This window comes from Nocardia wallacei (genome assembly GCF_029869545.1).
Lineage (GTDB): Bacteria > Actinomycetota > Actinomycetes > Mycobacteriales > Mycobacteriaceae > Nocardia > Nocardia wallacei_A.
Window position 1 is genome coordinate 1 of sequence record NZ_JARWQD010000141.1, and the last position, 21,073, is coordinate 21,073.

The following is a 21,073-nucleotide window of genomic DNA, read 5'->3' on the forward strand; positions in this document are numbered from 1 at the left end:
ACAGGTGACTCATCTGTTCATCACCCCGGCGGCGTTGGCGACGCTGGATCCGGCGGGTCTGGACAGTCTGCGGGTGCTGGCCGTCGGTGGTGAGGCGTATTCGCCCGAGCTGCTGGCGAAGTGGGCCATCCCGCTCGGCGAGGACGGTCCCGTCCGCGCGTTCCACAACGTGTACGGCCCGACCGAGACCACGGTCGTGGTCAATATCGGCGCGCCGCTGCTGCCGGGCGATGCCCTGACGATCGGCGGCCCGAACCGCGGCGTCCGTTCGCTGGTGTTGGACAGCCGGTTGCAGCCGGTGCCGGACGGTGTCGCGGGTGAGCTGTATATCGCGGGTCCGCAGGTGACGCGTGGTTACCACGCGCGTGCGGGGTTGACCGCGGATCGGTTCGTGGCGAACCCCTTCGGGGACATCACTGGCGGGACCGGCGCGGCAGCTGCGGGGGGCGCAGCGGGTGAGCGGATGTACCGCACGGGCGACGTCGTCCGGTGGAAGACCCGCGCACTGCCCGGCGGCGAGATCGAGTATCGCCTGGAGTATGTCGGCCGCTCCGACTTCCAGGTCAAGGTGCGCGGCTTCCGCATCGAGCTGGGCGAGATCGACAGCGCCCTCACCTCGCACGAGACGGTCGATTTCGCGGTCACGGTGGGTCACCGGACCGATGTGGGCTCGACCATCCTGGTCTCCTACGTGCACGCCGCGGCCGGTCGGACGGTCGACGCGGCGCAGCTGACCGAGCACATCTCGCAGACGCTGCCCGAATACATGGTCCCGACCTCGATCATGGTGCTCGACGAGATCCCGCTGACCCCGGTCGGCAAGCTGGATCGCCGGGCGCTGCCGGAACCGGTCTTCACGGCGCGCGAATTCCGTGCTCCCGCAAGCGAAACCGAGGCGCTGATCGCCGAGGTGTTCGCCGATGTGCTCGGTGTCGACCGGGTCGGCGTGGACGATTCGTTCTTCGCGCTCGGCGGCGACAGCATCCTGTCCATCCAGCTGGTGTCGCGGGCCAAGGCTCGCGGGCTGAACTTCAGCCCGCGCGACGTGTTCGAACAGCGCACCGCGGCCGGGCTGGCCGAGGTCGCGGCGCTGGGCGCGGGCGTGGAGCGGTCGCGGCTGACCGAGCTGCCCGGCGGCGGCGTGGGCGAGATCCCGGTGCTGCCGGTGATGACGCACTTCCTGTCGAGCGGGTCGTCGTACCAGCGGTTCTCGCAGTCGATGACGCTGCGCCTGCCGGACGGCATCGATCGGGCGACACTGGTCGCGACGATCGGCGCGGTCTTCGACCACCACGACGTGCTGCGGTCGCGGCTGCGCGGCGATGCCGACAACGGCTGGGAGTTCGAGGCTCTGGAGCGGGGCGCCGTCGATGTCGACGCGCTCGTGCACCGGGTCGAGGTGCCCGCGGACATCGCCGACGACGAGCTGACCCGCCTGGCGAGCGCGGAATACGATGCGGCACTGGGCCGTCTGGATCCCGCGAACGCGGCCATGGTGCAGTTCGTGTGGTTCGCCTTTGCGGCGGGAGCGACGGGACCGGAGGAGGCAGCCCGCGGCACCGACCGCCGGGACGTGCTGATGATCGCCGGGCACCACTTCGTGGTCGACGGCGTGTCGTGGCGCATCCTCATCCCGGACTTCGCGGTGGCCTGGTCGCAGCTGGTCGCGGGCCAGCCGGTGGCGCTGCCCGCGAACGGGACCTCCATGCGGCGCTGGGCGCACGCCCTCGTCGAGGAGGCCGTGGCCGCGGATCGGGTCGCGGAACTGCCGTTCTGGCAGGAGGTTTCGGCGACACCGGATCCGCTGCTGGGCTCGCGCGCCTTCGATCCGGCCATCGACACCAACGAGACCGTGGAACGGATCCAGGTCACGCTCCCGGCCGATGTCACCGATGCGGTGCTCACCACCGTCCCGGGGCAGTATCACGGCGGCGTGAACGACGGACTGCTGTCGGCACTGGCCATGGCGATCGCGAAATGGCGTGGGGAACAGTCCGGTTCGTCCGCGCTGATCCGGCTGGAGGGCCACGGCCGCGAAGAGGACGTCGTCCCGGGCGCGGACCTGTCGCGCACGGTGGGCTGGTTCACCAGCGTCTACCCGGTCCGGCTGGACCTGGGCGGCGCCGACCTGAACGACGCCTTCGACGGCGGAAACTCGGTGGGGCGCATCGTCAAATCGGTCAAGGAACAGCTGCTGGCGGTGCCCGACAAGGGCATCGGATTCGGCCTGCTGCGCTACCTGAACCCGGAAACCGGTGCGCGGCTGGAGAATACGGGCCAGATCAGCTTCAACTACCTGGGCCGTGTTTCGGCCGGTGACGTGCCGGAGCAGCTGGGCGAACTGGGCTGGGTGCCCGTGGCCGACCTGGGCGAGGTGTCCGGGCTGATGGATGCGGACATGCCCGCCAACGGCGTCGTCGACATCAACGCGATCGTCACCGACGGCGACGAGGGCCCGCAGCTCAGCGCCACCTTCGCCTATCCGTCCGGGCTGCTGACCGCGGACCGGGTGCGGGAGTTCGCCGACCTGTGGGTCGCCGCGCTCACCGCACTCGCCGGGCACGCGCGCCGCCCGGGCGCGGGCGGCTACACCCCGTCCGACCTGTCGCTGGTGCGCGCCACGCAGTCCGATGTCGAGGGCTGGGAGCGGCAGTTCCCGGATCTGGTCGACGTGTGGCCGCTGTCCACGCTGCAGTCCGGTCTGCTGTTCCACGCGATGCTGACCCAGTCGACCTTCGACGTCTACACCATCCAGGCGGTGGTGAACCTGGGCGGCACGCTCGACACGGCGCGGCTGCGCGTGGCGGCGCAGGCCGTCCTGCAGCGCTACCCGAACCTGCGGACCGCGTTCGTCGCCGACCTCGAGGGCACCTCCGTGCAGGTGGTGCTGGAGCGAGTCGAGGTGCCGTGGCGCGAGGTGGATCTCACCGGCGTGCCCGCCGACCAGCGGCAGGCCGAACTCGAGCGGCTGATCGCCGAGGACCGGGCGACCCACTTCGACCTGTCCGCGCCGCCGCTGCTGCGCTACACCGTGTACCGCACCGAGGCCGATCAGTGGCAGCTGGTCATCACCACGCACCACATCCTGCTCGACGGCTGGTCCATGCCGCTGTTGATGCGAGATCTGCTGGTGCTGTACGCCGTTCGCGGCGACGGCTCCGCGCTGCCGCGGCCGTCGTCCTACCGCACCTACCTCGGCTGGCTGGCCGGGCGGGACAAGCAGGAGTCGCTCGACACCTGGCAGCGGGCGCTGGCCGGGGTGGACGAACCCACCCAGCTGGCCCCGCAGACCACGCTCGACGAGACCTACGAGATCGGCAAGCGGGTCGTCGAGATCGACGCCGAGCGCACGCGGCGCCTCAAGCGCCTGTGCGCCGAACTCGGCATCACCATGAACACGCTGGTGCAGGCCGCGTGGGGTGTGCTGGTCGGCCGCATGACCGGTCGCGACGACGTCGTGTTCGGTGCGACGGTGTCCGGCCGCCCTGCGGAGCTGCCCGGCATCGAGTCGATGGTGGGTCTGTTCATCAACACGCTGCCCGTGCGGGTGCGCATCGACGACCACGCCACGGTCGCCGAGCTGCTGACCGGATTGCAAGGGGCGCAGGCGGATCTGCTCGATCACCACTACGTGGGGCTGCCCGAGATCCAGCGGGTCGCGGGCATCGGCGCGCAGTTCGATTCGCTGCTGGTGTTCGAGTCGTACCCGGTGGACAAGGACGCGATCGCCGCGACCAGTTCCATCGACGGCATGTCGGTGCTCGACGCCGGGATCAGGGACGACACCCACTACCCGATGACGGTGATGGTCACCGCCGACACGACCGTCGTGCTGCAGCTCAAGCACCTGCTCAGCCGGTTCACCGCCGACGAGGTGGAGACGCTGGCCACGCGGCTGCTGCGGATCGTCGACGAACTGCTGGCCGATCCGAAGGGCCGGGTCGCCGATATCGACGTCCTCGGCAATGCCGAGCGCGATCGAATCCTGGTGGAGTGCAACGACACCCGGCGCGAGGTCCCGGCGGAACTGCTGCTGGACGGCTATCGCCGCGCGGTCGCCGCGCATCCGGATCGGGTCGCGGTGGTCTACGAGGGTGCGGAGCTGACCTATCGCGAGTTCGATGAGCGGGTCAATCGCCTGGCGCGGCACCTGATCTCGCTGGGCGTCGGATCGGAATCGCTTGTCGCCCTGGGAATCCGGCGGTCGCTGGACCTGGTGGTCGGCATGTACGCGGTACTGACCGCCGGTGGCGCCTACGTGCCGCTGGATCCGGATCATCCCGCCGAGCGCATCGCCTATGTGCTGGAGACGGCGCAGCCGGTGTGCGTGCTGTCCCGGACCGTGGACGAGGTTCCGGTGCCCGAGGGCATCGAGGTCCTGCACCTGGACGCGCTGGAGCTGAGCGGCCTCGACGCGAGCCCGGTGCGGCCCGGGGAACTGCTGCGCCCGGTGCGCGATGAGAACCCGGCCTATGTGATCTTCACGTCGGGTTCGACCGGACGCCCGAAGGGTGTGGCGGTGTCGCACTTCGCGATTCAGAACCAGATCACCTGGATGCTGGACGAGTACTCGCTCGGCATCGACGACGTGTACCTGCAGAAGACCGCCACCGTGTTCGACGTGTCGCTGTGGGGCTACTTCATGCCGCTGCGCGTCGGCGCGAAGCTGGTCGTGGCCACCCCCGACGGGCACCGCGACCCGGCCTACCTGGCGCAAACCATTGCCGCGCAGGGCGTGACGTTCACCGACTTCGTGCCCTCGCTGCTCGCGGTGTTCGCCTCCGAGCTCACCCCCGGCAGCGTGCCGACGCTGCGGACGGTGTTCGCGGCGGGTGAGGCGCTGCCGCCGGAGACCGTCGCGGCGCTGCGCGCGGTGTCGGATGCGGCCGTGCACAACGTCTACGGCCCGACCGAGGCCGCGGTCACCGTCACACACTGGCCGGTGAGCGGCGCCGAGCGGCGCACGGTCCCGATCGGCCTGCCGCAGTGGAACACCCGCCTGTACGTGCTGGATTCGCGGCTGCGGCCGGTTCCGGCGGGTGTCGCGGGCGAGCTGTATCTCGCGGGCGACCAGCTGGCACGCGGCTATGCGGCGCGCCCCGATCTCACCGCGGATCGTTTCATAGCCAATCCCTTCGGTACGGGCGAGCGCATGTACCGCACCGGCGACCTGGTGGTGTGGCGCGAGGTCGACGGGCAGGGCGCCCTGGAATACGTGGGCCGCACCGACTTCCAGGTGAAGGTCCGCGGCTACCGCATCGAACTGGGCGAGATCGACGCGGCGCTGACCGCGCACCCGGATATCGACTTCGCCGTCACGCTCGGCCGCAAGACCGACGCGGGCGCCGACATCCTGGTGTCCTACGTCCGGGCCGTCGCCGAGCACACCGTCGACGTGCCACAGGTGACGGAGTTCCTGTCCGGCCGGTTGCCCGAGTACATGGTGCCGACGGCGATCGTCGTGCTCGACAAGATCCCGGTGACCGCGGTCGGCAAGCTGGACCGCGCCGCACTGCCGGATCCGGAGCTGGGCTCGCACGAATTCCGCGCTCCCACCAGCGATATCGAGGCGACCATCGCCGAGGTGGTCGCGGAGGTACTGGGCCTGGAGCGGGTCGGCGTGGACGATTCGTTCTTCGCGCTCGGCGGCGACAGCATCCTGTCCATCCAGCTGGTGTCGCGGGCCAAGGCCCGGGGCGTGGTGTTCTCCCCGCGCGACGTGTTCGAGCGGCGCACCGTGGCCGGGCTGGCCGAGATCGCCACCACCGGCGCCGATGCCGAGCGGCAGCGGCTGGCCGAACTGCCGGGCGGCGGCGTCGGCGACATCCCGGTGCTGCCGTTCATGGCGTCGGTGCTGGCGAAGTCGGATGCGTCGTCGTACCAGCGGTTCTCGCAGTCGATGACGCTGCGCCTGCCCGTCGGCATCGATCGGGAGACGCTGGTCGCGACGATCGGCGCGGTGTTCGATCACCACGACGTGCTGCGTACGCGGCTGGGCGGAGACGCCGAGAACGGTTGGGCCTTCGAGGCTCTCGACCGCGGGGCCATCGACGTGGACGCGCTGCTGCACCGTGTCGATGTCCCGGGCGACATCGACGACGCGGAGCTGAACCGCATCGCGAACGCGGAATACGATGCGGCACTGGGCCGTCTGGATCCCGCGAACGCCGCGATGGTGCAGTTCGTGTGGTTCGCCTTCGGGGCGACGGACCGTCCGGGCGTGCTCCTCATCGCGGCGCACCACTTCGTCATCGATGGTGTCTCGTGGCGCATCCTGATCCCGGACTTCGCCGTGGCCTGGTCGCAACTGGCCGCCGGACAGCCGGTGACACTGCCCGCGAACGGGACCTCGATGCGGCGCTGGGCACACGCCCTGGTCGAGTCGGCGTCCGAGCGCGAGTCGGAACTGCCGTTCTGGAAACAGGTTTCGGCCACGCCGGATCCGCTGCTGGGCTCGCGCGCGTTCGATCCGGCGGTCGACACCAACGCGACCGTGGACTCCGTGCGGGTGAGTGTGCCCGCCGCGGTGACCGACGCGGTCCTCACCGCGATTCCGGGCCTGTACCACGGCGGCGTGAACGACGGCCTGCTGTCGGCGCTGGCCATGGCCGTCGCGAAATGGCGTGGGGAGCAGTCCGGTTCGGCCGCACTGATCAAGCTCGAGGGCCACGGTCGCGAGGAAGAGGCGGTGCCGGGCGCGGATCTGTCGCGCACGGTGGGCTGGTTCACCAGCGTCTACCCGGTGCGGCTGGATCTCGCGGGTGCGAACCTGGCCGAGGCGTTCGCGGGCGGAGATGCCCTGGGCCGCATCGTCAAATCCGTCAAGGAACAGCTGCTGGGCGTCCCCGGTAAGGGCATCGGCTACGGCCTGCTGCGGCACCTGAACCCGGAGTCCGCCGAGCGCCTGCCCGACGCGGGCCAGATCAGCTTCAACTATCTGGGCCGCGTCTCCACCGCCGATGTCCCCGCGCAGTTCGCCGAGATCGGCTGGGTGCCGGTCGACGACCTGGGCGAGCTGTCCGCGGTGATGGATGCCCAGATGCCCGCCAACGCGACGCTCGACATCAACGCGATCGTCACCGACGGCGACGACGGCCCGCAGCTGGGCGCGTCGTTCGCGTTCCCGAGCGGTCTGCTCACCCGCGAGCAGGCGCAGGAGCTGGCCGATCTGTGGGTCGAGGCGCTCACCGCGCTCGCTGAGCACGCGCGCCGTCCGGAAGCCGGCGGCCTGACACCGTCGGATCTGCCGCTGGTGCGCGCCGCGCAGTCGGATATCGAGGTGTGGGAGCGGCAGTTCCCGGACCTGACCGACGTGTGGCCGCTGTCGAGCCTGCAGTCGGGTCTGCTGTTCCACGCCATGCTGAGCGCGGCGACGGTGGACGTGTACACCCAGCAGGCGGTCGTCGATTTCGACGGCACCCTCGACCTGTCGCGACTGCACAGCGCGGCGCAGGGCATGCTGGAGCGCTACCCGAACCTGCGCGCGGTCTTCGTCGCCGACTCGCAGGGCGAGCCGGTGCAGATCGTGCTCGACAAGGTCGAGGTGCCTTGGCGGGAGGTCGATCTCACCGATCTGCCCGAGGCGGACCGGCGGCCGGAGCTGGAGCGGCTGCTCGAGGTGGATCGCCTCACCCACTTCGACATGACCACCTCGCCGCTGCTGCGCTTCGCGGCGTACCGCACCGGCGACGCGTCGTGGCATCTGTCGATCACCGCGCACCACATCCTGTTCGACGGCTGGTCGATGCCGCTGCTGATGCAGGACCTGCTGGTGCTGTACGCGGTGCGCGGCGATGTGTCCGCGCTGCCGCGGGTCCCGTCGTACCGGAACTTCCTGGCCTGGCTGGCCGGGCGGGACCGGGATGCCTCGCTGCGGGCCTGGGCGCACGCGCTCGACGGCATCGATGAGCCCACCGTGCTGGCCCCGCTGCCCAAGCCGGACGAGACCTACGAGATGGACAAGCAGGTCGTCCACCTCGATGCCGAGTACACCCGCCGGGTCTCCGAATTCTGCGCCGAGCTCGGGATCACCGTGAACACGCTGGTGCAGGCGGCCTGGGGTGTGCTGGTCGGCCGCATCACCGGTCGCGACGACGTGGTGTTCGGTGCCACCGTCTCCGGTCGTCCGGCCGAACTGCCGGGCATCGAGTCGATGGTGGGTCTGTTCATCAACACGCTGCCCGTGCGGGTGCGCATCGACGAGCAGGCGAGCGTCGCCGAGCTGCTGACGAGTCTGCAAGGGGCGCAGGCGGATCTGCTCGACCACCACCACGTGGGTCTCGCCGATATCCAGCGGGTGGCCGGTATCGGCGCGCAGTTCGATTCGCTGCTGGTATTCGAGTCGTATCCGGTGGACAAGGACACGATCACCGCCGCGAGCGCGATCGACGGGGTCTCGGTGGTCGGTGCCGGAATGACCGGTGGCACGCACTATCCGATGACCCTGCTGGTCAAGGCCGAGCAGACCATCGAGATCGTGCTCGAGCACCTGCTGAGCCGTTTCGGCACCGACGAGGTGGCGACGCTGGCGGCGCGGCTGCGGCGGATCCTGGACGAGCTGCTGGCCGGGGCGGGCCGCCGGGTCCGCGATCTCGACATCCTCGAGCTCGCCGAGCGCGACCGAATCCTGGTGGAGTGGAACGACACCCGGGAGCCGGTGGACGCGGAACTGCTGCTGGACGGGTATCGCCGTGCGGCGGCGGAGCATCCGGATCGGATCGCGGTCGCCTACGAGGGCGACGAGCTGACCTACCGGGAGTTCGACGAGCGGGTCAATATCCTGGCGCGCCGGTTGATCTACCAGGGTGTGGGTCCGGAATCGCTGGTGGGCCTGGCGATCCGGCGTTCGCTGGATCTGGTCGTGGGCATGTACGCGATCGTCACGGCCGGTGGCGCGTACGTGCCGCTGGATCCGGATCATCCGGCCGAGCGCATCGCGCACGTGCTGGAGACGGCGCAGCCGGTGTGCGTGCTGACCCGGACCGCGGATCTGGTCGAGGTGCCCGAGGGTGTCGAGGTCATGAACCTGGACACCGTCGACCTGGACGGATTCGACGGCACCCCGATGCGGTCCGACGAGCTGCTCGCGCCGGTGCACCCGGAGAATCCGGCGTACGTGCTGTTCACCTCGGGCTCGACCGGACGCCCGAAGGGTGTGGCCGTCTCGCACGCGGCGATCAACAACCAGATCACCGTCATGCTGCGGGCCTATCCGATGACGCCGGAGGACGTGTACCTGCAGAAGACGCCGACGACGTTCGACGTCTCGCTGTGGGGCTACTTCATGACGCTGCGCGCGGGGGCGAAGCTGGTGGTCGCCACCCCCGACGGCCATCGTGATCCGCTGTACCTCGCGGAAACCATTGCCGCGCAGGGCGTCACGTTCACCGACTTCGTGCCCTCGATGCTGACCGTGCTCGCCGCCCACACCGCGCCCGGCGCCATGCCGACGCTGCGGACGGTGTTCGCGGCCGGTGAGGCGCTGCCGCCGGAGACCGTGCAGGCGGTGCACGCGATCTCGGATGCCGCCGTGCACAACCTGTACGGGCCGACCGAGGCCGCGATCACCGTGGCCCACTGGACCGCGACGGGCACCGAGAGCCCGAGCGTCCCGATCGGCCGCCCGGAGATCAATTCCCGCCTGTACGTGCTGGATTCGCGGTTGCGTCCGGTGCCCGCCGGGGTCGTCGGCGAGCTGTACCTGGCCGGTGACCAGCTGGCGCGCGGGTACATGCGGCGCCCGGATCTGACCGCGGATCGGTTCGTAGCCAACCCCTTCGGGGGGATGAACGGCGGCGGGGCCGCGGGCGAGCGGATGGATGGTGGCGGGGCCGCGGGCGAGCGGATGAATGGTGGCGGGGCCGCGGGCGAGCGGATGTATCGCACCGGTGACCTTGTGGTGTGGCGTGACGGTGGTGTGCTGGAGTACATCGGGCGCGCCGACTTCCAGGTGAAGTTCCGTGGTCAGCGCATCGAGCTGGGGGAGATCGAGTCGGTGCTGCTGGCGCAGCCGTCGGTCAGCCAGGCCGCCGCCCTGGTGGTGCCGTCCGAACTCGGCGACCAGCTCGTGGTCTACGCGGTGCCCGCACCCGGCGCGCGGATCGAACAGGCGCCGCTGCTCGAGGCGGCGATGCGGAGCCTGCCGACCTACATGGTGCCGTCGCAGGTCATCGCGCTGGAGGCGTTCCCGCTCAACCCGAGCGGCAAGCTGGACCGCAAGGCCCTGCCGAAGCCGACCTTCACGCAGCGGGAGTTCCGCGCGCCCGCCACGCCGATCGAGGAGATCGTCGCGGGCGTCTTCGCCGAGGTGCTCGGCGTGGAGCGGATCGGTGCCGACGACGACTTCTTCGCGCTCGGCGGCAACTCGCTGATCGCCACCCAGGTCATCGCGCGCGTCGGCGCCGCGGTGGGCACCCGGGTGCCGGTGCGGGCGCTGTTCGAGCGGTCGACGGTCACCGGTTTCGCGGCGGCGATCGAATCGCAGACCCGCGATTCGGGCGCGCCCGCGCTGGGCACTCTCGAACGGCCGGAACGGATTCCGCTGTCGCTGGCACAGCAGCGCATGTGGTTCCTCAACCGGTTCGATCCGGAGTCCGCGGCCTACAACGTGCCCATGGCGGTGCGGTTGACCGGTGAGCTGAACGTGGCCGCGCTGCGCGAGGCGATCGGTGACGTGGTGGCCCGGCACGAGGTGCTGCGCACGGTGTACCCGGAGGTCGACGGCGCACCCGTGCAGGTGATTCTGCCGGTGGCGCAGGCGGTTCCGGAGCTGGAGCTGCGCACGGTCGCGCCGGACGCGATCGAGTCCGCGGTGATCTCGGTGGTGTCGACGTCGTTCGATGTCACCAGCGCGGTGCCGCTGCGGGTGGCACTGTTCGAGATCGACGGTGCCGTAGGCGAATACGTCCTGGCGATGGTGGTGCATCACATCTCCGGCGACGGTTCCTCGATGGCCCCGCTGACCCGCGACGTCATGACCGCCTACGCGGCGCGCGCGGCCGGAGAGCCGCCGAGCTGGGCGCCGCTGGCGGTGCAGTACGCCGACTACAGCATCTGGCAGCGCGCGCTGCTGGGCAGCGAGGACGATCCGGAATCGTTGTCCGCCAAGCAGATCGCGTACTGGCGTGCGGCGCTGGCCGATCTGCCCGACCAGCTGGATCTGCCGTCGGATCGCCCGCGCCCCGCGGTGCAGTCCTTCGCCGGGGCCAAGGTCGGGGTCGAGATCGACGCCGAGCTGCACCGGGCCCTGCACGAGTTGGCCCGGGGCGAGAGCGCGACGCTGTTCATGGTCGTGCATACGGCGTTCGCGGTGCTGCTGTCGCGGTTGTCGGGGACCGAGGACATCGCGATCGGCACGCCGATGGCGGGTCGCGGTGAGCGCGAGCTGGACGATCTGATCGGCATGTTCGTCAACACCCTGGTGTTCCGCACGCAGGTGGACGCGGGCGCGTCGTTCACCGAGCTGCTGACGCGGCAGCGGGAGTCGGATCTACAGGCGTTCGCGCACGCGGATGTGCCGTTCGAGCGGCTGGTCGAGGTGCTCAACCCGGTGCGCTCCACGGCCCATCACCCGCTGTTCCAGGTGGGCCTGTCGTTCCAGAACCTGGGCCGGACCAGCCTGGAGCTGCCGGGCCTGAGCCTCTCGGGCGTGGACTACGACACGCAACTGTCGCAGTTCGATCTGCATCTGATCGTCTCCGACGGCTATGACGAGTCGGGCGCACCGGCCGGTATCGGCGGCGTGCTGACCTACGCCACCGACCTGTTCGACGCCCCGACGGTCGAGCACTTCGCCGAGCGCTTCGTGCGCCTGCTCCGCCAGATCGTCACCGCCCCGGCGACGCCCGTGGGCGATCTGGAGCTGCTCGCCGACGGCGAGCGCGCGAACCTGGTTATGGGCTGGAATGCCACCGGGCACGAGGTCGATCGGTCGCTGACGCTGGTGTCGCTGCTGGAGCGGACGGTGTCGTCGACTCCGGACGCGGTGGCGCTGGTCGGGCCGGACGGTGGCCCGGTCACCTACGCCGAACTCGGCGAGCGGGTGAACCGCCTTGCGCGGCATCTGGTTTCGCTGGGCGTGGGTCCGGAGTCGCGGGTGGCGCTCGCCTTCCGCCGTTCGGTGGACCTGGTGGTCGCGATGTACGCGGTCACGGTCGCGGGCGGTGCGTATGTGCCGGTCGACCCGGACCAGGCCGCCGAGCGCGTGGGCTACATCCTGGAGACGGCCGATCCGGTGGCCGTGTTGACGACGTCCTCCGTTGTCGCCGCGGACATCTCGGGCAATGCCGCCGATCCCTCCGGTGCGACCGGTCCGGCCCTGGCCGCAATGACCGAGCGCCTCGTCCTGGTCGACCAATTGGATCTGTCGCCGCTGCCGACGGGCCCACTGACCGATGCGGACCGCACCGGCCCGCTGCGTCCGTCGAACACGGCCTACGTGATCTTCACGTCGGGCTCGACCGGCCGCCCCAAGGGCGTGGCGGTGCCGCACGAGGCGATCGTCAACCAGTTGCTCTGGGAGACGGCGGAATTCGGCCTGGCCGCGGACGACGCGGTGCTGCTGAAGACGGCCGCGACCTTCGACCTGTCGGTCTGGGAGTTCTGGACGGCCGCGGTGTGCGGTGGCCGCCTGGTGATCGCCACGGCCGACGGGCATCAGGATCCGGAGTACCTGAACGAGCTGATGCGCCGGGAGTCGGTCACGACCCTGCACGTCGTGCCGTCGATGCTGGACGCGCTGCTCACCGAATCCGGTGGGACGCTGTCGGATTCGCTGCGGCGGGTGCTGGCCATCGGTGAGGCGCTGCCGGGTGCGACCGCGCAGCGGTTCCGCCGCGCCAACCCGGCGGGCCTGTTCAACCTCTACGGTCCGACCGAGGCGGCGGTGTCGATCACCAGCCACGAGGTCACCGACGCCGACGCGGTCTCGGTGTCCATCGGTGCGCCGGAATGGAACAGCCGGGTCTACGTGCTCGACGCCCGGTTGCGGCCGGTGCCCGTCGGGGTGCCGGGCGAGCTGTACCTGGCCGGTGCGCAGCTGGCGCGCGGCTACTTCGGCCGCCCGGATCTGAGCGCGGATCGGTTCGTGGCCAACCCGTTCGAGCCCGGCACGCGGATGTACCGCACCGGCGACCTGGTCGCCTGGGACGCGAACGGTGAACTGGATTACCGCGGCCGCACCGACTTCCAGGTGAAGATCCGTGGTTTCCGGATCGAACTCGGCGAGATCGAGGCCGCGATCCTGGCGCTGCCGGAGATCGCGCAGACCGCGGTGCTGGCGAAATCCGATGCGCGCCTGGGCGATCGCCTGGTCGCCTACCTGGTCCCGGCGGGATCCGAGGCAGTCGATGTCGACGGCGTGCGGACCGCGCTCGCCGCGGCCCTGCCGTCGTACATGGTTCCCGCGGCCTTCGTGGTGCTGGAGGCGTTGCCGCTCAACGTGAACGGCAAGCTGGACCGCAAGGCGCTGCCGGAGCCGGAGTTCGAGACCACGGCCTACCGCGCGCCGTCGACACCGACGGAGCAGACGCTGGCCGAGGTGTTCGCCGACGTGCTGGGCCGCGAGGAGATCGGCGTCGACGACGACTTCTTCGCCGTGGGCGGCAACAGCATCCTGTCCATCCAGCTGGTGTCGCGGGCGAAGACGCGCGGCGTGCTGTTCGGTGCCCGAGAGGTGTTCGAGCACCGCACGATCGCCGGATTGGCGGCCGTGGCGCGGCTGGGCACCGGGCAGGAGCTGGAGCTGCCGACCGGTCCGCTGGTGCAGGTCGACCCGGCCGACGCCGCGGCCTGGGAGCAGACCTACCCGGGGATGACCGAGGTGTGGCCGCTGTCGCCGCTGCAGTCCGGCCTGCTGTTCCACGCCCTGATGACGCAGTCGAGCGTCGACGTGTACTCGCAGCAGGCGGCGATCGACTTCGCCGGGGAGCTGGACGTCGAGCGGCTGCGGACGGCGGCGCAGGCCATGGTCGACCGGTATCCGAACCTGCGCGTGGCGTTCACCACCGACACGGCCGGGCAGCCGGTGCAGATCGTGCTCGACCGCGTCGAGGTGCCGTGGCGCGAGGTCGATCTCACCGGCGTGGCCGGCGAGGACACCGAGGCCGAGCTGCGCGAGCAGCTGGCGCGGGAGCGGGCCGTCCGCTTCGATATGGTCGCGGCGCCGCTGCTGCGGTTCGCGCTGTTCCGGAGCGAGGGTGATCGGTGGCGGCTGGCGATCACGGCGCACCACATCCTGTTCGACGGCTGGTCGATGCCGCTGCTCATGCGGGATCTGCTGGTGCTGTACGCGACGCGCGGCGACCGGTCGATGCTGCCCGAGGCCGGGTCCTACCGGGACTTCCTGGCCTGGCTGTCGACGCGGGACCGCGATGCCTCGCTGCAGGCCTGGGCGCAGGCGCTGTCCGGGGTCGACGAGCCGACACAGCTTGCGGCGCAGCCGAAGTCGGTCGAGAACTACGAGATCGCCAGGTTCACGGCCGAACTCGACGCCGAGCGGACGCAGCAGCTGACCAAGTTCTGCGCCGATCTCGGGATCACGGTCAACACCGCGGTCCAGGCGGCGTGGGGTGTGCTGCTCGGCCGCCTCACCGGCCGCGACGACGTGGTGTTCGGCGCCACCGTCTCCGGTCGTCCGGCCGAACTGCCCGGCATCGAGTCGATGGTGGGCCTGTTCATCAACACGCTCCCGGTGCGGGTGCGCGTCGACGGGCGGCGCACGGTCGGCGAGCTGCTGACCGGCCTGCAGGGCGAGCAGGCCGCCCTGCTCGACCACCACTACGTGGGCCTGACCGATATCGTGCGCGTGGCCGGAATCGGTGCGCAGTTCGATTCGCTGCTGGTGTTCGAGTCCTACCCGGTGGACCGGGACGCGATCGCGGCCGCCAGCTCCATCGACGGCATGTCGGTGACCGGCGTCGACTTCCAGGGCGGCACGCACTATCCGCTGACGCTCATGGTGACCGAGGGCGCGTCGATCGGACTGAACCTCGAGTACCTGACCAACCGGTTCTCCGCCGACGAGGTGGAGCGCCTGGCGAGGCGGCTGAGCTGGGTGCTGGAGGAGTTCGTGCGCGATCCGGCCACCCCGGTCGGTGACATCGATATCGTCGATGCCGCCGAGCGGGCCCGCATCCTTGCCGAATCCGGTGTCACCGCAGCGGATTCCGGGGCGCAGCCCGCCCGGGTCGGGGCGCGCACGGTGGCCAAGACGCTCGGCGCGGTCGTGGAGGAGGATCCGCAGGCTCCGGCGCTGCTGTCCGAGGGCGATGAAATCCCGTACCACGTGGTGGATTCGCGCTCGTCGCAGCTGGCTCGGGTGCTGATCACTCGCGGTGTGGGGCCGGGCGATGTCGTCGCGGTCACCCTGCCGCGCTCGGTCGATGCGGTGGTCGCGGTGTGGGCGGTGCAGAAGGCCGGTGCCGCGGCGCTGCTCGCCGACGGCCTGTCGTTCGGCGAGATCGTCTCCGCCGGAGCAGGTTTCGGCATCACGCTGGAACCGGCGGCGAGCTCGCTGCGCTGGCTGGTGCCCTCGGATCCGAAGGTGCAGGCGGAACTGGCCGCGGCGCAGACCCACCCGGTCTCCTACGCCGACCGGGTGCGCCCGCTGCACGAGGACCACCCGGCCTTCGTGCTCCCCGGCGCCGACGGCACCTGGCGCACCCTGACCCAGGACCAGGCCCTCGACCGCGCCGACGCCCTGCGCGAGGCGAACGACATCGACTACGAGTCGACCACGTTCACCACCGCCTCCGCGGGCCCCGCCGCAGTCTCGGAGTTCCTGTCCTGGACCACAGCGGGCGCCCTGTCCGTCCTCCCCGGCAAGGACATCGAGTCCGACCTGGAAGACGGCGAGGTAACCCACTGGTTCACCACCCCGGGCGAACCCACCGACCCCGCCGCCGACGAGGTCCGCATCATCACCGTCGAGTAGCGCTGTGCCTGGGTAGACTGCGGTAGTGGTCAGTGCGGTCGCGCTGACCCAGGTCAGCGAGTAGGAGGTGGCTCTCATGGCGATGCCGGTTCCCGAACCGTCGCCCGCGCTGCTGCCTGCGGGGGATCGTTGGACCGCGGCCGACCTCGACAACCTGCCCGATCACGGCATCCGGTACGAGGTGATGAATGGCCAGCTCATCGTGAACGCCGCCCCGAAGCCGCGTCACCAGGAGGTCCTGACCTGGCTATTGATCGCGCTGACGTCCACTATGCCGATGGGGTACTGGGTGTTGCCCGGCGTCGGCATCCTGATCGGTGATGGTGAGCCGATCCCGGATCTCATCGTCGGCAAGGGCGCCGTGGAGAAGGACGAGCGCGGCGTACCTCCCGACCAAGTCCAATTGGCAGTAGAGATCGTCTCCGCCTCTACGACCTTGCAGGACCGTATGGTGAAGCCCGCCGTCTATGCCGAGGCTGGCATACCGAGTTACTGGCGTATCGAAACGAATTCGTTCAAAGGCCGCCTGCCCGGCGAGGCCACGCCGGTCCTGTTTGCCCATGCCCTCGGCGACAACGGCGAATACGAGCTGACACACCGAATCTCTGCCGGTGAGCCTGCGACGCTGCACGCGCCGTTCGAATTCACGATCGATCCGGCGACGCTGCTTCGATAGCGCGATCGCCCTCGGATCTGCCTGCTGCTTCAGATCGGTGGAGTCTCCAATCCGCCGCACATCAGCCGTTCATATGCTGCGATGTCGGGCGTAGCAGTCGAGTCGCTACTGCGTGGCGGGAAGTAGCCGCTCGACCGTGCTTGGCCACCGGTGCTGGGACCGGTAGCGCTGCCGTCCGGCGGGGCGATCTCTAGGGTGAGGTCGCGCCTAATAGAGGAGGGGACGTATGCAGCCGGAGCAACCTGCACTGCAGCTGACCGGGTTGTACAAGAAGTTCGCGGGGCCGTGGGTGGTGGATGGGGTGGGGCTGACGGTGCCGCCGGGGTCGTTCTTCGGGCTGGTGGGGCCGAATGGGGCCGGGAAGACGACGACGCTGTCGATGGCGGTGGGGCTGCTGCGGCCCGATGCGGGGGAGTCGCACATCTGCGGGTTCGATGTGTGGGCGGATCCGGTGCGCGCCAAGACGATCGTGGGGGTGCTGCCGGACGGGCTGGCCTTGCCGGAACGGCTCACCGGTCGTGAGTTGCTCACCTACACAGGACTTCTGCGGGGCATACCGGAGGCGACCGTGGCCGGGCGGGCGCAGGAGCTGCTCACCGTCCTCGAACTCACCGGTGCCGAGAACACCCTGGTCGTCGACTATTCCGCGGGTATGCGCAAGAAGATCGGCCTGGCCACGGCCCTGCTGCACGCCCCGAAACTGCTGGTGCTCGACGAACCCTTCGAGGCCGTGGATCCGGTGTCGGCCGGAACCATCCGCACCATCCTGCAGCGATTCGTCGCCGCCGGGGGTTCGGTGGTGCTGTCCAGCCATGTGATGGCGCTGGTGGAGAACCTGTGCGACCGGCTCGCGGTGATCCACCGCGGTCAGGTGGTGAGCGCGGGCACAGTCGCCGAGGTGCGCGGAGCGGGCACCCTCGAGGAGGCATTCGTGCGACTGGTCGGCGGCCGCGTCGGCGGCGAGGAGGGGCTGTCGTGGTTGGCGTCCTGATCCGGATGCGCTGGCGGCTCACCGCCCGCTCGCTCAGCAGCGGCAAGACGGCCGCCGCGTTCTGGATCGGGCTGGTCCTCGGTGTCGTCGCCGCCCTGGCGACGGCGCTGCTGATGGCCCTGGCCGGGCACGGCTGGGACGCCCGGGCGGCGATCAACGCCGCCGCCGCGCTCTACGCCGTATGGACGCTGGGCTGGGTGTGCGGCCCGATTCTCGCCGGTAGCAGCGACGAGACGCTGCAGCCGGAACATTTCCGGCTGCTGCCGCTGAGCTATCGCCAGCTGGCGATCGGCCTGCTGGCGGCGGCCTTCGCCGGTCCGGCGGCGGTGGTCAACCTGATCGCCTTCGGCGGGCTGGTGCTGATCGCGGCCCGATTAGGTGCCGCGGCAACGATTTTCGCGGTGGTCGGCGCGGTGGTGCAGCTGATCTTCGTGGTGGTGCTGTCCCGGGTGCTGCTGGCCTGGATCGGCGCGGCGATGCGGTCGCGGCGCGGCCGGGACCTCGGCGTGCTGCTGGCCGCGCTGGCGGGGCTCGCCTACTACCCGATGCAGCTGCTGGTGACCACGGTGGGCCCGAAGCTCGAGCACGCGTCGCGGCCGGTGGAGCTCGCGCTGCGGATCCCGCCGTCCGGGTGGGCGCCGTACGCGGTGGAGGCGGCCGCGCGCGGACAGTGGTGGCTCGCGCTGCTGTGCCTGCTCGGCCTGGGTCTGCTGTCGGCCGCGCTGTGGCAGGCGTGGGCGGTGCTGCTGCGCCGCAGGCTCACCACGACCGCCGCGCCCGCGGGCCCGGTCCGGGCGCAGGCGGGTGGCGGCCTGCTGGATCGCGTGGTTCCCGCAACTGCTGTGGGAGCCGTGGTGGTCAAGGAGATGCGCACCTGGTGGCGCGACAGCCGGCGGCGGGCGGCGCTGCTGCCGCTGATGCTGATCGGCATCGTGCTGCCGATCGTCCTGTCGGTGCAGGGCGCGGGCGCGCCGGTGCCGTTCGTGGGCACGTTCGTGGTGTGGATGGCGGCCATGGCCAGCGCCAACATGTACGCCTTCGACGGCACCGCGCTGTGGCACACGCTGGTGATCCCCGGCGCCGTCGGGGCCGACGTGCGCGGGCGCATGATCGCCTGGGTGCTGCTGGTCGCGCCGCCCGCGCTGCTGCTCACGCTGATTCTGCCCGGCGCGCTCGGGCAGGCCGAGATGTATCCGTGGGCACTGGCGACACTGCCCGTCATCCTCGGCGTGGGGGTCGGCACGGCGATATTCCTGTCGGTGTACGCGGCCTACCCGCTGCCCCCGCAACGCGGCAACCCGTTCGCCGGGGGCGGCGGAAATCCGGGCTGCGCCAGGGCATTGGTGCAGCTGGCGGTCGGTTTCGGGCAGTTGCTGGTGAGCCTCCCGGTGATCGCGATCCTGGCAGCCGGCGCCTACCTGGGCAACGCGCTGATCCAATGGAGCGCACTGCCGGTCGGCGCGGCACTCGGCGTCGGCGCGGCGCTGCTGGCCGCGCGCATCGCCGAGCAACGCCTGGCCGCCCGCGGCCCCGAACTACTCGCCGAGGTCGAACCACGCTGACCCGCAAGGCAATCCCCCGTCTCCTCGCCCAGCGACCCGCACTCCTCGCGCATTCCCGCACGGTTTGCCTGTTCCCGCACCCCTCGCAGGCTCATGAAAGGGGTGCGGGAACGGGGACGGGGTGCGGGAAGCGTTACTACGCGGCGGTACTCGAATGGCGTTTTTGCGTCATGGCCGGACTCGGGTAGTGCACTACTGCCGAAATTCTCGTGTGGGAGGTGCATGCTCGGAAGCAGAGGGCAGTTCGACGAGTCGCCAAGCTCCTGCGGGCCGGTATTGCGACCAGACCCCACGACTAGGAAGACAAGTGGATCAGATCCTGTACTGGAACAGTGTGGCGCTCGAATCGGATAGGTTGGCGCACACCGTCATTCGCCACGGAGAGCGGGGCGTGCGCGGGCCGGTCGGCAGTTCTCGCGCGCTGGCGATCACCCACCTCGCCATGCACGACGCCTACTTCGGTCTCGTGCCCGCCGGGCACGGGACCTATCTGACCACCCTGCCCCTCGTCCCGCCCGACGCCGCCGCGGACGCGGCGATCGCCGTGGCCGCCCACACCGCCCTCACCACCCTGTATCCCGCGCAGACCGCACGGCTGGACGCCGCCCTGCAGCAGGCCGGATTGCACGGCCCGGGCATCGGCTCCGGCAGCGCCTACGGTCTGGCCGTCGCCCACGAGATGCTGGCGGCCCGCGGCGCCGACCCGGACCTCGGCGACACCGGCTACGAACCCGAGCCCGGCGACCTGAAACACCGTGTGGATCCGGCGAATCCGGGCCAGGGCTACTACGCGCCGCATTACGGCGCCCGCTCGCATTGCTTCGCGGTGACCACCCGCCACACCCTCGACGCGCCGCCCAAACGCACCGACCCGGCGTACGAGGAGGCGCTGCGCGAGGTGCGCGGCAAGGGCATCGCGACCGACCGGATCGGCACCCTGCCCCAGGGGGTGTTCCCGCGCACGCCGGAGGAGACCCTGATCGGCCTGTTCTGGGGATACGATGCGGCCAAGGGCATCGGCACCCCGCCGCGGCTGTACAACCAGATCGTGCGCGCGGTCGCCGCGACCCGACCGGCCCGGCTCGCATCGCATGCCCGATTGTTCGCCCTGATCAACGCCGCCATGGCGGACGCGGCCATTCTGGCCTGGGACGACAAGTACCGTCACAACCTCTGGCGCCCGGTGCTCGGAATTCGCGAGCACGATCCGTCGGTCGGACCGAAAGGTGCAGTGGCACAGGGCTTGGACCCCCAGTGCGATCCCTTCTGGCTACCGCTGGGCGCGGCCCGCACCAACGAGCCCGGCGCGGCTCCCGGCACACCGGCGTTCCCGTCCTACCCCTCCGGCCACGCCACCCTCGGCGCGGCGGCCCTGCAGATCGCCCGCCGCTTCTTCGGCATCACCACCGACGGGCCCGACAACCTCACCGACGCAACGGTATTCGTCTCCGACGAACTGGACGGCGCCGCACTCGACCGGCACGGCGTGCAGCGGCCCCGGCACGCGCGCACCTTCCCCGGTGGCCTGTGGCAGATGATCGAGGAGAATGCCCGCAGCCGCGTATTCCTCGGCGTGCACTGGCTTTTCGACGCCTTCGCCACCGATCCCGCGGGCCGCGTGGACCTGGCGCAGAACATCGGCGGCGTCCGCCTCGGCCTGGATATCGCGGCCGATATCTGGGCGAACGGCCTGAAGCAAGCGGCCGCCGCCGGACCACGCCGATCCTGAATCACCCGTGCCGCAACGGTGCTCACAGTCATCCGCCGCGGCTGCAACGCGCTCATGGATATTCCGGCGTGACTGCAGCGTACTGATGGATGTTCCGGCGTCACTGCAGCGTACTGATGGATGTTCTGGCGCGGCTGCAGCGCGCTCATGGATGTTCCGGCGCGGTTTTGGCCGGAATCCACTG

General features: G+C 70.3%; 5 protein-coding genes. All 5 read left to right on the forward strand.

From position 1 onward, the window contains the following. The coding region (locus tag QH290_RS11255; RefSeq protein WP_425303583.1) for an amino acid adenylation domain-containing protein at positions 1-15,931 on the forward strand (15,931 nt) is incomplete at its 5' end. Positions 15,932-16,007: 76 nt separating this feature from the next. After that, positions 16,008-16,607: a Uma2 family endonuclease gene (locus QH290_RS11260; protein ID WP_280382802.1), complete on the forward strand. Its 600-nt coding sequence runs from the start codon at positions 16,008-16,010 to the stop codon at positions 16,605-16,607. 226 nt (positions 16,608-16,833) lie between these two features. Then, complete coding sequence (locus QH290_RS11265) at positions 16,834-17,598, forward strand: ABC transporter ATP-binding protein (protein ID WP_280382803.1); 765 nt, start codon at positions 16,834-16,836, stop codon at positions 17,596-17,598. Then, positions 17,583-19,160, forward strand: coding sequence for a hypothetical protein (locus QH290_RS11270; protein WP_280382804.1), 1,578 nt, complete (start codon positions 17,583-17,585; stop codon positions 19,158-19,160). The genes QH290_RS11265 and QH290_RS11270 overlap by 16 nt, the downstream gene beginning before the upstream one ends. A 307-nt stretch (positions 19,161-19,467) precedes the next feature. Then, positions 19,468-20,889 (forward strand): vanadium-dependent haloperoxidase, encoded by a 1,422-nt coding sequence (locus QH290_RS11275; RefSeq protein ID WP_280269595.1) that lies wholly within the window; start codon positions 19,468-19,470, stop codon positions 20,887-20,889. Positions 20,890-21,073 lie beyond the last annotated feature (184 nt).

Coding starts and splice junctions, on each gene's coding strand:
- QH290_RS11260 (WP_280382802.1), top strand. CDS start 16,008: ATGGCGATGCCGGTTCCCGAACCGTCGCCCGCGCTGCTGCCTGCGGGG.
- QH290_RS11265 (WP_280382803.1), top strand. CDS start 16,834: ATGCAGCCGGAGCAACCTGCACTGCAGCTGACCGGGTTGTACAAGAAG.